Origin of the sequence: Acinetobacter sp. NyZ410 (genome assembly GCF_022828975.1) — a bacterium.
In the GTDB taxonomy this organism is placed as follows: domain Bacteria; phylum Pseudomonadota; class Gammaproteobacteria; order Pseudomonadales; family Moraxellaceae; genus Acinetobacter; species Acinetobacter guillouiae.
In genome coordinates, this window is record NZ_CP094620.1 from 1,570,161 (window position 1) to 1,585,158 (window position 14,998).

Genomic DNA, 14,998 nt, shown 5'->3' on the forward strand with positions numbered 1-14,998 from the left:
ATCGAATTTAACAATCTATAAAAGCAGAGCTTCGATTCAAGCTCTGCTTTTTTATCTCAATGTATGGCCGTTTGTATTTTTTTGACCGAAGATCGAACAGGTTTTTTACCAAATGAAAGGTGGTTAAAGAAAATATTGAGTAATACTGCTGCTGTACAGGTCGCGCTTATTCCTGAATGAAATAAAGTTTGGAATACTTTGGGAAAGGCATGAAAGAAATCAGGACTGATTAAAGGAATTAAGCCGACACAGATCGACACAGCAACAATGATAAGATTGGATTGGGTTTGATAATCCACTTTTGATAATGTACGAATACCGCTTGCTGCAACGCTACCAAATAAAACAATACCCGCGCCACCTAAAACAGGCATCGGAATCGCAGCAATTAAGCGTCCAAAAATCGGTAATAAACCCAGTACAACTAAAATAGCACCACCCGTTGCTACCACAAAACGGCTTTTAACACCTGAAATGGCAACCAGTCCCACGTTTTGGACAAATGCACATTGCATAAATGAACCAAATAATGGCGCAATCGCAGAAGATAGCATGTCTGCTCTTAAACCATCTGCTAAACGATGACTATCCATTTTTGTATCAACAATTTCACCAATCGCTAATAGGCTGGCTGTTGTTTCAGTAAGGATCACGATGGTCACGATACACATGGTTAAGATCGCGGACATTTCAAAGCTGGGTAGACCAAAAGCAAATAGATGTGGGAAAGCAAATAAATCACCATTGCCCACTTTTGAAAAGTCAGCAACACCAAGCAGGATGGTAAAAATTGTACCAACAATAATTGAAATGAGTACGCCTAGTCGCGCCATTGTGGCTGAACCAAAGCGGCTCACCACAAGTAATACACCGAGAGTAAAGGCTGCAATCCCAATATTTTCTAGTGAGCCCCATTCGGGTGCTTTAGGGTTACCACCCATAATCCAGCGTATTGCAACAGGTAAAAGTGAAATCCCAATAATGGTAATAATTGAACCCGTCACAATCGGTGGAAAGAAACGCACTATTTTTGAGAAAAAGGGGGTAATCAATATCCCGAAAATAGAACTGACAATCACAGCACCGAAAATCGTTTGAATATTTCCCCCAGTTGTACCAATCGCGATCATGCTTGCGACAGCAGCAAATGAAGTGCCTTGTACAATTGGAAGTTTTGCACCAAACCACTTTAGTCCAAGTGTTTGTAGTAATGTTGCCAAACCACCCACAAGAATAGACGCCGTAATTAATAAGGCAATTTCAGCTGCATTTAGACCAATCGCCGTACCTACGACCAAAGGTGCTGCAATCAGACCACCATACATGGTGAGTACATGCTGTAAACCAAATGTCAGGTTCTTTCCCGCACTTAAAACTTCATCTTCAGGTTGAATTTTTTTAATTTCAGTATTCATCTTAAAACCTTTATGACTTTGCCATCCCTGCATTACAAAGAGCAATTTATATGCCAAATGGTCAATAACTGTGAGCAAAGTGCTTTAAGTGAAAGCTAAAACTTATGTGTTTGAGGTTGATATTTAAATTATTTCTTTGTGCAAAGCCGATTATTTTACGGTGGATAAAGCTTAGCGTGTTTAAATTGGCGCGATTCTAAAACGAAGCACTAGGCTTCTTTCATCTGTCCTTTTTTAAAGCATAGATTAAGATAAAGCACCCTCATCCTGATCTTTTTCAAAGGGGAGGAGAAGTTTTTAATAGCAATATGATTCACGCAACTTGATTATTTATTTTAGCTTTTATGCAGTTGTATTTGATGGGTTAGAGAATAGATAAAAAATTGTGCTGTACCTACAGCGAGTACACCTGAGGCAAGTATAAATTGCTGATGATAGGAAACACCCCAATGTTGCAAGCTACTAAAACAGATTCCACCAACCAATTGAGTTACAGCAAAAGCTAATGTTGCTATGCTCCATAGTTTTTTATAGGCCACATGATAAAGGTGTAAAATGGTATATGAAGTAAGGAAAACCACAGCAGGATTAAGCAAACCAGTAAAAAAGGATGATGTATAGGTAAGGATTGGATGGGTTGAAAAAATCGCAATAAAGATTGCCAAAATATATAGGCTATATAATATTTTTAATGCGGTAAAATTGCCAAATTTTCGTGCCAGTAAGTAAGCACTGATTGCACCTAAGGCACTGCCTGAACCATACAAAATCCAATTCAAGTTAATAAGATATAGATTAAGATGTAGGGTGTTTTTAAGATAATCAATCCAAAACAATGAGTGGGGAACATAGGCAAAAGCACTAGATGCATAGACAATCAGCAAACTAAAATACATACCATTGACTGTCCCCGTTTGATTGTTTGCTACGCTGATATGATCTAGATGATCTTTAAACAGATTGAGTAAATAAACAATGATCAAACAAATGACAGCAGAGAATGCAAATAAAATCATCCATGCAGATTGTGTGTTGATCCTGTCGAGATAAGGCAAAAACAGGGTTGCCAATAATACCCCAATGCCTATACCACTAAAGCCAATGAAGTTGATGGTTAAACGCTCTTCAGCTTTGCTGCAATGTGCAACGATACTGGGTGCTAGGATCATCAATAAGCCACCACTGATGCCTGAAATGACACGCCAGAAGACATACCAGCTTTCGGGAAGACCTGAAAAAGCACAACTGAGTAAACTCACCGTTCCAGAAAATGCCGCCAAAATGATATATCGAGGCATGGTAAAGTTTTGAGGCAGTTTCATTGCCCAAAATGCACCAATTAAATACCCCAACAAATTTGCACTGCTTAAGATACTGGCAAAACTGGAGTCCCAATGATAAGCAAGACGGGTAGAGGGCAATAATGCAGTATAGGAAAATCGGAGAATGCCAATGCCTAAACACATACACAGGCAAAGAAAGATACTCAGCTGAATTTTATTCGATCCGATCTTGGTCATTGTGCAGATTATCCATTTTCCGTTAATTCACCTTAAGGTGAATTTAAAAAAATGACAATAAATAATCAGTATTTAGTTTGGGAATAATCAGGGCTTATTCACATAACTTAACCAGTTGGTAAAATCGGAGCTTACTCTGCGATAAGTATGATTAATATGAAGGGCTCAGTCTGTTTAGATTATTGAACAATTATGAATTAAACGTGATTTAGAACAGATTGGCCCATCGACAAGCAAATTTCGTAAGGATTAAGCCTATAGATTATAGATTGGCATCTACAGGGTCTCCGATCGTATAGTAATGTCCACCTGCAACATGATGTAGGCTTTTCCATTCAGCGCCAACTTCATGGTAATACCAGTGGCCATTGCGAAATACACGATCATCCGCATACGCAGCGACGACTTTGCCTATAAATAAATCATGGCTTTGTTGATTATGCGGTTCAGGAATCAGTTCACAGATCAACCATGCAGCGCAGCCTTCAACCGCAGGGAGCTGAAATCCCTCAAATTGGAAAAGTGGCGTATGGCAGTGTGAGAGTTTTTCAGGATCATTAAACTGACTGATTGAGCCTAATTGTTGTACCAGCTTAAGTTGTTTGAGTGTCGGTACCTGTAGGATGAAATGCCCTGACTTTTCAACTAATTTACGAGTTTTCGTACTTTTGTCTAGAACTACACTCACTTTGGCAGGCACAAGTTCTAAGGCACAAGCCCAAGCTGCTGCCATAACATTGTTTTCGTTTTCATACTGGGCTGAGACAAGCACGGTTGGACCGTGATTTAACAGGCGATAAGCCTTAGAAAGTTCAACAGTTTGGATATGTGAATTCATGAGATGGCCTATATTCTAGGTGTTAGTCTTTATTTGTATAAGCTTATATAAAAAATTCATGAGTGCGCTAAAGTGATGTTTTTATTATTAATAGTGTATGTTGAGAAAACAACACTTAAATATCAAAAAATGCTAAAGACTATTGGATATTTCACAATAAGCTTATAATAAAACGATCAAAACTATTGGAACTCGAATGAACTATACGCTCATTTTGAATATTGTCATATTCATTGCCTTGATCATATTGCTGATGCAAACCAGAAAGACAGATTGGAGTCTGGCTAAAAAAGTGTTTGCCGGTTTATGTTTAGGTGTGGTATTTGGGCTAGGATTACATTGGGTTTATGGTACAAATTCTGAAATTTTAACTGAGTCTATTCAATGGTTTAATATCGTTGGAAATGGTTATGTTAAGCTTTTGCAAATGGTGGTGATGCCATTAGTGCTGGTCTCGATCCTGAGTGCTGTGATTAAGTTACATAATGCATCTTCATTAGGCAAGATTAGTATTTTTAGCATTGGTACATTACTAATTACCACGTTTATTGCCGCTTTGGTTGGCGTGTTCGTGGTCAATCTATTTGGATTAAGTGCGGCGGGTCTTGTACAAGGGACACAGGAAACAGCACGTCTTGAAGCAATTCAATCTGAATATATTGGTAAAGTCACAGACTTAAATGTACCTGATTTTATTTTATCTTTTTTGCCAACAAACCCATTTTCTGAACTCACTGGGGCACATCCAACCTCAATCATTAGTGTAGTGATCTTTGCTACGATGCTCGGTTTGGCAGGGCTTAACCTGATCAGAGATGATGCCGAAAAAGGGCAACGTATCGTCACTGCAATTGATACTTTACAAGCGTGGGTGATGAAGTTAGTTCGATTGGTGATGACGCTTACACCTTATGGTGTATTTGCCTTGATTACGAAAGTCGTGGCAAGTTCTAAAGCCGCTGACATTGTTAATCTCGGTGGTTTTTTGGTTGCCTCTTATCTGGGTCTAGCTATCATGTTTGCAGTACATGCAATTGTATTGCTGCTGACAGGCGTTAATCCAATCCGATTCTTTAAAAAGGTTTTACCTGTATTAACCTTTGCTTTTACCAGCCGTTCGAGTGCGGCAAGTATTCCATTAAATATTGAAGCACAAACTCGCCGTTTGGGTGTACCTGAGTCTATTGCCAGCTTTTCTGCTTCATTTGGTACAACGATTGGGCAAAATGGTTGTGCGGGTTTATATCCAGCGATGCTTGCGGTGATGGTTGCCCCAACAGTGGGGATTAATCCACTTGATCCGATCTGGATTTTAACTTTAGCTTGCGTGGTGACTTTAAGTTCAATTGGCGTTGCAGGTGTCGGTGGTGGAGCAACCTTTGCTGCACTGATTGTTTTACCGATTATGGGTTTACCCGTGACTTTGGTGGCTTTGCTGATTTCCATTGAGCCTTTGATTGATATGGGGCGTACCGCGCTAAATGTTGATGGTTCGATGACTGCAGGTGTTGTGACCAGTCAATTGATGGGGCAGACAGATCAAAGCATTTTACTTTCAGATGAGAGAGAAGAGTTAAAACATAGTTAACCTATTTTTCTATATTATTTAAACGCCATAAAAAACACCTAAATTAAATTTAGGTGTTTTTTTTCAACTCAAGTTTATCAAACATACTCTGATTCATTAAACGCATATTCATTAAGCGCTGATTTATTAAAACAAGTCAGAGTATTCTCGACTATAAATAACAGTTTATCACGATCATATTGCTGATAAATATGGTGACCTGCTGGCGCTAAAAGGTTCTATTTTGCTGCTTGATTACACTCAGCCAATTCTTTGGAATTTTTTGTCCAAATTTTTCCAGCAGAATTTTTATAGAAGGTGATTTTCCCAATTCGGGAGACTAAACTTTGACATGAGTCTATTGAAAGTTGATTGCCCCAAGGACCAGACATTCGACATACAGTGCCATCGCATTTCCAAACCACATTAGGGCCATTCTCTATTGGTACGGTCACTGTCCCTTTATGTGTGGTTCCAGCAATCCAAATGGTATCGGCTGCAAAAGTCAGTGGAGAACATAGGATTAGGCTGCTTATAACGACGCTTTGGAGTTTTATGCTTATTTTCATCGTGCTTATTCCATAATTATTGATCTAGGAAAGGTTATAAACTTCAAATGAATCTATAAAACAGTTGTATTTTAAATGGTCTATACGATCAAGCTCAAGTTTTAACTGTAACCATTTTAAAACATAGACTGTATCTGTAATCATTTTTAGTATCACTTAGAATAGATTAAAATGAGGAGTTTTGACAATGAAAATGTACCAAGTTGATGCTTTTACACAACAATTGTTTAAGGGCAACCCTGCTGCTGTATTGGTCTTAGATGACTGGCTGGATGATGCTTTGATGCAAAATATTGCCTTAGAAAATAATTTAGCAGAAACTGCTTTTGTAAAACGCGTTGATGATGAAAATTATCAAATTCGCTGGTTCACACCACAAGTTGAAGTCGATTTTTGTGGGCATGCAACTTTAGCTTCAGCTTTTGTTTTATTTAAAGACTATAGCCAAGCGAAGACGATTCATTTTCATGTTAAAGATTTGGGTATTTTTATCATCCAGCAAGCTGAGGATGGAAAGATCCAGATGAATTTCCCGATTCGTCAGCCACAAAAAGTAATCGATTATCCAGAATTATTGAATCATGTCATTGATCAGCCTTTTAAAGAAGTCTATCTCAATGCGCAAGCGTATATTTTAGTTTGTGAATCTGCACAAGACGTGATTAATGCAAAACCAAACTTAGCCAATATCCGAAAAATTGCAGAACAATATCATGTGAGTACCGCATTAACTGCAGAGTCTGCAGGCTATGATGTGACCATTACCGCAGCTTCAAACGATTATGATTATGTGGCTCGCTATTTTGCCCCGCATAAAGGGATAGATGAAGATCCTGTAACAGGTTCTATGCATACTGGTTTAGCGCCTTTATGGGCTGAGAAGCTGGGTAAAACACAACTTATCGGTTATCAGGCATCAGCGCGCGGTGGAAAATTGTTTTGTGCTCTTCAGGACAATCAACGTATCGAAATTTCAGGCTATGCACAGTTATTTATGCAAGCTGAGATTTTTATTTAAATTGATTTTGATATAGACATGCTCAAATCATTACAAAAGCCGTTGAAATAAACGGCTCTTTTTTCAAAACTTTACTATAAATTTTGTTCAGAATTTCTTAAGATGTTTAGCTTATAACTGTTTAAAATTTAAAAAATTCTGGATTCTCCTATGCTCATGCAGTTGAAAAAACTCACCTTGTCGCTTTGTATTCTTGGTTTTAGTGCGTCTAGTTTTGCTCAAGCCATCCTGGTTAAATCTGAACATAATATCGAAGAATATAAGCTAGAGAATGGCTTTAGAGTTTTACTTGCACCGAATGACAAAGAAAGTAAAGTCTTTATGAATACGGTCTATTTGACCGGTTCATTAAATGATCCACAAGGCAAAGGTGGTCTCGCACATTTACTTGAACATTTAGCCTTTAAAGGCACACAGGATGTAAAAGGCGAAGAATTTCAACGCCGTTTAGATCAATATACGTTAATGACCAATGCCAGTACCGATTATTATTCGACTAAATATACCAATATAGTACGTCCAGACCAAAATACCTTAAATGAAGTGATTTATTTAGAGTCACAACGTATGGACAAATTGGTGCTTCAAGAACAATTCGTTCCTTCAGAAATCAATATTGTGATGCGCGAACGCGAAGTGCGTATGGATCAGCCTTTTGCTGTGCTGATGGATCAAATGTGGAAAGCAGCCTATGGCAACAAGTCATTAGGTCGTTTACCGATCGGTGATCTTGCTGAACTACAGTCAATTAAAATGAATGAATTGAACAAATTCTATAAAGACTGGTATGCACCGAATAATGCGGTGATGGTGATTGCTGGTAAATTTGATAAAGCAGAAGTTTTAAAAGCCATTGATAAAAACTTTAGTGCGATAGCTGCACGTAAGATTCCTCAACAAGCAACAGTACCTTTACTTGATTCTTCAACCATAAAAAATCGTAATTTTGTGGTGAAAAAGGGCAGTGATCTTGCCAAATTCAATATTTATATGAATGGTAAGAATGAAAAAATTCAGCCAGTATTAGCACTTGCGCCATATTTATATACCTTACAACCGAGTGGTCATCTATATTCCAGCATGGTAGAAACTGGCGTCGCGACCAATGTCCAGTCTACAACATGGTTAGATGATGATTTTAACTTGGTATTTATGGGGGCAATTTATGCACCAAACCATGATGCCCAAAAAATTGACAGTGCGTTGATTGCCGGTGTAGAGAAAAATAAGAGTTTTGATGATGTTGAATTAAAACGGGTTAAAAATCTGATCCAGAATGCCAATGAAAGTTTATTGACCAGTGCTGCTGCTGTCGGTGGTATGTTAAGTGATTATGTGGTGTCATCGCATGGCAATTGGGCACAATATTTTAAAGATCAACAAGCCATTCAAAAGTTAAGCGTAGCTGAAACTAATGCAACTTTAAAAGCATTTTTAACTGAGCAGCACCGTTTTAATGGTGATATTCAACCGACACCTGAAGATCAGAAAAAGGCCTTGGAGCAAAAGCAAGCTGCTGAAAAACCAAAAACTTTAGATCAACAAGCTGCTGCAGTAGAACCGTTAAAAGATGTCAGTGTTTATCAAGCCGAAGTTGCTCAATACGTTGAAAAATCGAAACAATATTTAACTGCAACAGAGAAAAAGATTCAACGTGGCACTTTAAAAAATGGGATGAAGTATGCCTTATTCCCAACCTCGACACGTGATGATAAAACCTATGCAACCATTGAGGTTAATTTTGGTACAGCTGAATCTTTAATGAATAAGGCACAAATCCTCGATTTTACGGCTTATTTATTATTACGTGCTTCTGAGCAATATAGCTTACAGAACATTGCAGATAAAACTATTGAAGCAAGTGGTGGAGCAACGGCAACGGCATCGGATAACGGGATTACTATTCAAATTTCAGCGAAAAAAGAAAAATTTGAAGAGTTCTTTAAATATATCGTGTCGGTGATGAAGAGCCCTAAATTTGAACAATCACAATTTGATTTAATTAAATTACAAAGCTTATCTAGTTTGGATCGACCATATACTGAGCCTGAAACAGTATCCTCTTTAACCATTGCACGCTTACTTGAAACCTATCAGCCGGGTGATTTACGTTATCATTTTGAACCAGAGTTGGCTAAACAACAGATTCAAGCAGCAACCAACCAACAAGTTATTGATTTATATAAAACATACTTTGCAATGGACCATGCCTTTATTGCTATCACTGGGCAGTATGATGCAAAACCGATCAAGAAATTACTTGAGCAACAATTTGGCAATTGGTCAGCTAAACAACCTTATCAGCGTCTATCAACAGAATTTACCACGTATAAAGCGCAGAAAGTGCATGCCCTTTCAGAGCAGCGTGAGTTTGGTAGTTATCAAGCTTTGCAGACCTTGCCTGTAGGTGTAGACAATAAAGATGCCGCAGCACTGATTGTCTTTAGTTATATTTTGGGTGACTCGCAATTGTCTTCACGTTTAGGACAAGAGCTTCGTGAAAAAAATGCGTTGGTCTATGGTTTTGGTAGTCAATTAAACTTGGACTCTTTTAATGAAGCAGGTGCATTGTCGATCGAAGCCAATTACACAGCAGGAAAATCTGCTGAAGTATCGCAAGTGGTGCGTAAAGTTCTGAATGACTTATTAGCGACTGGAGTAACCAGTCAGGAGTTGGAAGCGGCTAAAGCCAATATCATGAAGCAACGTGTGACGTCTTTAGAAGATGAGCGCGTAATTCATCGTATGTTAAACAGCCAGCTTGAACGCAATAAGAAAATGGATAGTCGTGCTTTAAGAGATCAAGAGTTTGCTCAACTGACCAAAGCTGATGTAGATGCTGTGATTAAGAAGTATATTAAACCTGATCAATTGGTTGAAGTGATGGCTGATCAATATGGTCAAGCTCAGAAAAATCTAAATTGATGATTTAAATAACTCATTGACTGAAGGAAAGCCATACATGTGTATGGCTTTTTGTTTTATAACGATACAAGATCAATAAAAATGAGCCATCAAGCTGTATTGATTTATATTCATTAAATTCAAAAAAACCGAGGTGTTCAACCTCGGCTTTCAATTTAACACTGCTTGAAAAATAAATTATTTTTCAACAAAAGCGCGTTCAATCACGTAGTCGCCTAAAACGCCCATTTTAGGGGATTCTTTCAGGCCGTGTTGGTCAAGGAGCTCGACAACATCGTCAAGGAATGCTGGGCTACCACAAAGCATTGCGCGGTCAGTTTCAGGATTAAAACGTGGTAAGCCAATTTTTTCAAATAAGGCACCAGATTCAATCGCAGTGGTTACACGACCTTGGGTATGGAAATCTTCACGGGTCACAGTTGGGTAGTAAACCAATTTGTCTTTAATCCCTAGCTCTTCAAAAAACTCATTGTTTGGAAGTTCGTTGAGAATCAGGTCTTGGTAAGCCAATTCAGAAATAAAGCGTGTACCATGTACCACGATAACTTTCTCAAAACGCTCATAGGTTTCTGGATCGCGAATCGTTGATAAGAATGGTGCTAGACCTGTACCCGATGAAAGAAGGTATAAGTTTTTACCCGGATTCAAATCATCAAGCACTAAAGTACCTGTAGGTTTTTTAGAAATTAGAATTTCATCACCAACTTTTACTTTTTGCAAAATAGAAGTTAAAGGACCATCAGGCACTTTAATTGAAAAAAACTCTAATTCTTCTTCGTAGTTAGCGCTTGCAATAGAATATGCTCGCATTAAAGGCTTACCATTGACTTCAAGACCAATCATCACAAATTGACCATTTTTAAAACGTAATGCAGTATCACGTGTGGTCTTAAAACTGAATAGAGTGTCATTCCAGTGGTGTACGTGAGTAATCTTTTCGACGTTGAAAGCAGCCATTAAAGGTCTCAATAAATTATCAAATTAGAACAGCCTGCTATTCTAATCTAAAATCATTCTCGATAAACTGAATATATTTAATTGAACTTATCAGAAAAAATGATTATGACTGAGTTAAGTCTCCCGATTATTGGGATTATGCGTTCTCCTTATGTTGAAAAATTTGGTATTCCTCGACAACCAAATCTGGTTCAGGTGGAGTCTTTTATCGAAATGCATGCACCCTACAATGTCTTGGAAGCATTTGAGGGAATCGAGGAATTTAGTCATTTATGGTTGATCTGGCAGTTTCATGACAATAAAAATCAACAAGATAAAGATAAATTCCGTCCTCAAGTGAGACCTCCACGTTTAGGTGGAAATAAAAAAATTGGTGTATTTGCAACACGCAGTATGTATCGCCCTGCACCGATTGGTTTATCTGTAGTACAACTTAAAGCCGTCAAAAAAGAGGGGAATGCAGTTCGTGTATATGTGACAGGCAGTGATCTCTTAGATGGTACGCCGATTGTCGATATTAAACCTTATATTCATTATTCTGATGCTGTGGATGCAGCGCAAAGTGGTTATGCCCAGTATGAGCCTGTGCGTAAACAGGTTATTTGGTCTGAGCATGCACAGCAATTAAAAAGTAAATTTCTTCAAACAGCTGATATAGACCCAAAATATATCGCTGAACTTGAGTCGGTACTGGCTTTAGATCCTCGACCAGCTTATCAGCACGATGATGCGCGTATTTACGGGATGCGTTTTGGGCAATTTAATATTAAATTTAGCTGTGCTGAAGAAGCGATCCTGATTCAGGGCATTGAGTCGTTCAGTCATTGAAAACGTGATTCCATATCCTGCTTAAAACTTATGCGCTTTTGTCTGATGTGATCGAAGCATCACGGTTTAAAGAGTAGGATAGTAGCTACAATTACTCTAAAAAGGCTGTTTTGGTAAACTGCAACAAATCTTGTTGTGATTTCAACAAAAGCCGTTGCTGTTCTGCGGCAATCCAGCCCAAAGCAAACCAGACCTGAGGTTCTGCTTTGACCATTTTTTTTAACACTTCTTCAGCAACAATCAGGTCATTGTAGAGCCCTAAACTTTCTTGAGCAGGCTTTATGGCTTTTAAATATTTTTTGATTTGACTTTTATCTGATAATGATGCAACGAACTCAATACTATAACGCAAACGCTTTAAGTTTTTACGAGTACGGTGCCGTGCTTCGATGTCTAAATTTAAATAGTTTTCTGCATCAGTTTGAATTTTGCGATGTAATTGTCTAACTTTTTTAAATGCTGCTTTATGTACAGCTATTTGAGATTTTTCACTTGATTCTTGGGCAATAAATTGAATGAGGGATAGGACCAAATAATTAAAATTAAAAGATCTAAACAGTTTGATTAATTTTTGCGAATCGACATCTTGTGGTTCTGGAAGTTTAAACTTAGGTGCACCAGCAGCTTCAAGCTGAGGTAATAACTCCTCTCGAATCATATCTAAATCACGAGCCGAACCGAGTTGCCTAAACAATTCAGTTAACTGGGTTTGCCAAGTGGGGTCGATATGCAAAGACCAATTGGAAAAGGTTTTTAAAGCACTTCTTAAGCGGCGAATTGCCACACGTGCCTGATGAATATGTTTGGAATTAAAGTTTCCAGATGCAATTGCTGTACTGTTGGGGAGTAGATGAGATAGACAATTATTCACGATCTTTTTTAATGCATTCTCAGGATGATCCTTTGAATCAAGAACAAGTGGCGTTTGCAACTGTACGGGATTGTCTGGAGCGTTTTGTGCAAGCTGAAAACCTTGTTGCGCTTTGCTACGAGTATCAAGCCATAAGTTATAGCGTTTCATCCGAGGTAAGATAAAAGAAATGAGATCTTGAACAGTACCTTGTTTCAGTTCAAATTCTAATTCACGTAATGCGAGACGCTGTTGATGGGCGATGATATGACCATGATCATAACTGACTTCAATTTCACTATTTTGAAATTTAAATAAGCTGAGCTTTCTTTCGATGTCTGTTTGAAACTGGACTTCTAATCCGTCTTTATGTTGCTCTAATAAGCGTTTAATATTTTTAGCAATATACTTATTGCTGAGATAATTTTTTAGATCTAATCGTGTTTCCGCGTTTCCGATATTTTCCTCAAATTCAGCACGTTTAAGCCTTTGTTCTGTTGGAAGTTTGAGGGTTTGTACCCATTGCTGCTTTTCTTGATCATCTTCAAGGCGTTGACGAAGCGAAATGGAATGTTCAGACAAAATAAATTGTGCCGTATCATAGTATTTGGCTTGTAAGTGCTGAATATTGGTATCTTTTCTTTGAAACGCTTTAATGAGCATTTCTTGCTTTTCTTCAGGTATTTGGAATTTCAATTCAATTTCAAACATGCTTATCGTTCCATGCTTATTATTTATTCTCTCGATTTTAATCCGATAAATTGTTTTTTTTGAGTTTTTAATGAATGATTACAAATTCGCAACGTGAATACTCACGCGACTACTATTCTTCAATTTTATGCAGTATTTAAAGAGATGATTTTATTCAATAATTTTAATCAATAAAACCATCTCTTCTTGCTGCTGATTTATTTTAAAAACTTACGGCTAACCAAGAACTGTTCCGTCGCTTCAAGCAGTTTCTCCGCATAAGCTTCTTGTTTTGCGGTAAGCCAGCCTAAGGCAAACCAATCACTGGCTTCTAGGTCGGTTTGTTGTAGGTAAGAAGATGATGAAGCAAGCACTTGATATTGCTCACATGCTTGTTGAGCATCATTTAAAGATTTTGAATATTTTTGTAAGTTCTTAACATCATAGATATTGGTTAGAATCGGAAAGCTAAATTTTAATTCATTTAAATGCTGAGCCAGCGCTTCTAAACTTTCAAGGTCAGATAGATCGGCTTCATTTAAACTTTCTTGTAACTGTCGATACTGATTTTGCAATGTATTTTGCGCAAACCATTTTAAGTCATGGGTTGGCGCTTTCGCAGACTGTCCTAAACTGAACATGAGTAATTCTAAATAGTGCTGCACATTTTGAGTCGATTTGACCAAATTGATGAGTTTTTCATTGGCATACAAAATATCCCGATCTAAACTTTGTGCTGTTTTCGGATTTTGCAGTAACGCACCTAATGTGCGTTGCATATGTTCAAAATGCTGTAAGTTTTTAAAATGACTCTCAAACGCTGAGAGTTGATGTGACCATTTATCCGTTTTGGTATCTGTCCAATCTTTAAATAGAGAAAGACTTAAATGTAAATGGTGTAGGGCAGTCTGCGCTTGAATAATATGTTCAGGCTGGGCAACTTGTGCAGAAATCGCGGCAATATTTGGCAATAAATGTTGTAATTGACTGGCAATAAGCACACGTAAATTTTTATCTGCAGTGTCTTTTTTATTTAAAATAGTTTCTTTGCTGAGCTGTGCCGGGCTGACTTTTTGATCCACAGTCAATAAGTGCCCAAACTCAGCTTTGCTACGTACATCGAGCCATAAGTGATACTTTTTAACCCATTCAAAACTAAAGGCTAAAAGTGATTGAATTGAGCCACTTTTTAATTCAAATTCTACTTCATGAATTTCTTGTTTGGAGGTTTCAGTTCTAACTTCACCAATATCGAGACTGATTTCAATTTCAGCATCTTCAAACTGAATCACACGGATGGTACGTTGGATGTCAGTTTCAAATTGTAATTGGAGTTCATCAAATTTATCCCCCAATGCATTTTTTAAAACAGCAAGAGCTTCGGGTTTGTTCTGGTAAATATCAAGATCTAAATGTGGGGCTTCAGCAAGCTCACCTAAATCAATATTGTCTTCAAAGCGTTGTAAATGGCTTTTGGTGGCGGCTTTTAATGTTTGTACCCAACGCGTTCCTTCTAAGCGTTGACGTAGTGCAGCGCCGTGTTGGGACATCTGACGATCAGGTGTGTCGTAGTATTTTGCTTGTAATTGAATAATTTGGGATTTTTTAGGATCTAATGCTTTGAGGAGTGCATTGCGGCGGGCTTCCGGAATTTGAAACTTTAATTCAACTTCAAGCATGTGAGGGTCCTAAGTGGTAATCATGGTTATTAGAGAGTTAAACATTCTTGAATGTTTAATCTGGCATTGTAACTTAAAATGTGTCATCAGAAGACTTGTATAGCATGTCATTTGAGTATTTTTTACCGCTATATCGTTACTA

The 14,998-nt window shown here is 37.9% G+C and carries 11 protein-coding genes; 4 read left to right on the forward strand and 7 right to left on the reverse strand.

Annotated elements, in window-relative coordinates:
* Positions 1–56: 56 nt before the first annotated feature.
* The 3 genes from MTO68_RS07450 to MTO68_RS07460 form a co-directional block, all read right to left on the reverse strand.
* Positions 57–1,415 (reverse strand): nucleobase:cation symporter-2 family protein, encoded by a 1,359-nt coding sequence (locus MTO68_RS07450; RefSeq protein WP_244015518.1) that lies wholly within the window; start codon positions 1,413–1,415, stop codon positions 57–59.
* Between the two features lie 335 nt (positions 1,416–1,750).
* Entirely contained in the window at positions 1,751–2,935 is a 1,185-nt protein-coding gene (locus tag MTO68_RS07455; protein ID WP_244015519.1) for a YbfB/YjiJ family MFS transporter, read from the reverse strand.
* A gap of 262 nt (positions 2,936–3,197) precedes the next feature.
* On the reverse strand, positions 3,198–3,773 hold the full coding sequence (locus tag MTO68_RS07460) for a flavin reductase family protein (RefSeq protein WP_244015520.1): 576 nt from the start codon (positions 3,771–3,773) through the stop codon (positions 3,198–3,200).
* A 196-nt stretch (positions 3,774–3,969) separates the two neighbouring features.
* Here MTO68_RS07460 and MTO68_RS07465 point away from each other — a divergent pair, with 196 nt between their 5' ends.
* Positions 3,970–5,361, forward strand: coding sequence for an L-cystine transporter (locus MTO68_RS07465; RefSeq protein ID WP_244015521.1), 1,392 nt, complete (start codon positions 3,970–3,972; stop codon positions 5,359–5,361).
* 218 nt (positions 5,362–5,579) lie between these two features.
* Here the strand turns inward: MTO68_RS07465 and MTO68_RS07470 are convergent, their stop codons facing one another.
* Complete coding sequence (locus tag MTO68_RS07470) at positions 5,580–5,909, reverse strand: hypothetical protein (RefSeq protein WP_004820122.1); 330 nt, start codon at positions 5,907–5,909, stop codon at positions 5,580–5,582.
* A 187-nt stretch (positions 5,910–6,096) separates the two neighbouring features.
* Between MTO68_RS07470 and MTO68_RS07475 the strand changes: the two genes are divergently transcribed.
* Both MTO68_RS07475 and MTO68_RS07480 read left to right on the forward strand, forming a co-directional pair.
* Entirely contained in the window at positions 6,097–6,927 is an 831-nt protein-coding gene (locus MTO68_RS07475; RefSeq protein WP_244015522.1) for a PhzF family phenazine biosynthesis protein, read from the forward strand.
* A gap of 150 nt (positions 6,928–7,077) precedes the next feature.
* Positions 7,078–9,852 (forward strand): pitrilysin family protein, encoded by a 2,775-nt coding sequence (locus MTO68_RS07480; RefSeq protein WP_239046080.1) that lies wholly within the window; start codon positions 7,078–7,080, stop codon positions 9,850–9,852.
* A gap of 177 nt (positions 9,853–10,029) precedes the next feature.
* Here the strand turns inward: MTO68_RS07480 and MTO68_RS07485 are convergent, their stop codons facing one another.
* The gene (locus MTO68_RS07485; protein WP_004721908.1) at positions 10,030–10,809 is read right to left on the reverse strand and encodes a ferredoxin--NADP reductase; all 780 of its coding nucleotides are present in this window, start codon (positions 10,807–10,809) and stop codon (positions 10,030–10,032) included.
* Between the two features lie 99 nt (positions 10,810–10,908).
* Between MTO68_RS07485 and tsaA the strand changes: the two genes are divergently transcribed.
* The gene (gene tsaA / locus MTO68_RS07490) at positions 10,909–11,637 is read left to right on the forward strand and encodes a tRNA (N6-threonylcarbamoyladenosine(37)-N6)-methyltransferase TrmO (RefSeq protein ID WP_244015523.1); all 729 of its coding nucleotides are present in this window, start codon (positions 10,909–10,911) and stop codon (positions 11,635–11,637) included.
* A gap of 91 nt (positions 11,638–11,728) precedes the next feature.
* Here the strand turns inward: tsaA and MTO68_RS07495 are convergent, their stop codons facing one another.
* On the reverse strand, positions 11,729–13,198 hold the full coding sequence (locus tag MTO68_RS07495) for a CHAD domain-containing protein (protein WP_244015524.1): 1,470 nt from the start codon (positions 13,196–13,198) through the stop codon (positions 11,729–11,731).
* Between the two features lie 197 nt (positions 13,199–13,395).
* The gene (locus MTO68_RS07500) at positions 13,396–14,856 is read right to left on the reverse strand and encodes a CYTH domain-containing protein (protein WP_244015525.1); all 1,461 of its coding nucleotides are present in this window, start codon (positions 14,854–14,856) and stop codon (positions 13,396–13,398) included.
* Positions 14,857–14,998 lie beyond the last annotated feature (142 nt).

Bases quoted from the DNA above. Each gene is read 5' to 3' on its own strand.
- MTO68_RS07450 (WP_244015518.1), bottom strand. From the start codon at position 1,415: ATGAATACTGAAATTAAAAAAATTCAACCTGAAGATGAAGTTTTAAGT.
- MTO68_RS07455 (WP_244015519.1), bottom strand. From the start codon at position 2,935: ATGACCAAGATCGGATCGAATAAAATTCAGCTGAGTATCTTTCTTTGC.
- MTO68_RS07460 (WP_244015520.1), bottom strand. From the start codon at position 3,773: ATGAATTCACATATCCAAACTGTTGAACTTTCTAAGGCTTATCGCCTG.
- MTO68_RS07465 (WP_244015521.1), top strand. From the start codon at position 3,970: ATGAACTATACGCTCATTTTGAATATTGTCATATTCATTGCCTTGATC.
- MTO68_RS07470 (WP_004820122.1), bottom strand. From the start codon at position 5,909: ATGAAAATAAGCATAAAACTCCAAAGCGTCGTTATAAGCAGCCTAATC.
- MTO68_RS07475 (WP_244015522.1), top strand. From the start codon at position 6,097: ATGAAAATGTACCAAGTTGATGCTTTTACACAACAATTGTTTAAGGGC.
- MTO68_RS07480 (WP_239046080.1), top strand. From the start codon at position 7,078: ATGCTCATGCAGTTGAAAAAACTCACCTTGTCGCTTTGTATTCTTGGT.
- MTO68_RS07485 (WP_004721908.1), bottom strand. From the start codon at position 10,809: ATGGCTGCTTTCAACGTCGAAAAGATTACTCACGTACACCACTGGAAT.
- tsaA (WP_244015523.1), top strand. From the start codon at position 10,909: ATGATTATGACTGAGTTAAGTCTCCCGATTATTGGGATTATGCGTTCT.
- MTO68_RS07495 (WP_244015524.1), bottom strand. From the start codon at position 13,198: ATGTTTGAAATTGAATTGAAATTCCAAATACCTGAAGAAAAGCAAGAA.
- MTO68_RS07500 (WP_244015525.1), bottom strand. From the start codon at position 14,856: ATGCTTGAAGTTGAATTAAAGTTTCAAATTCCGGAAGCCCGCCGCAAT.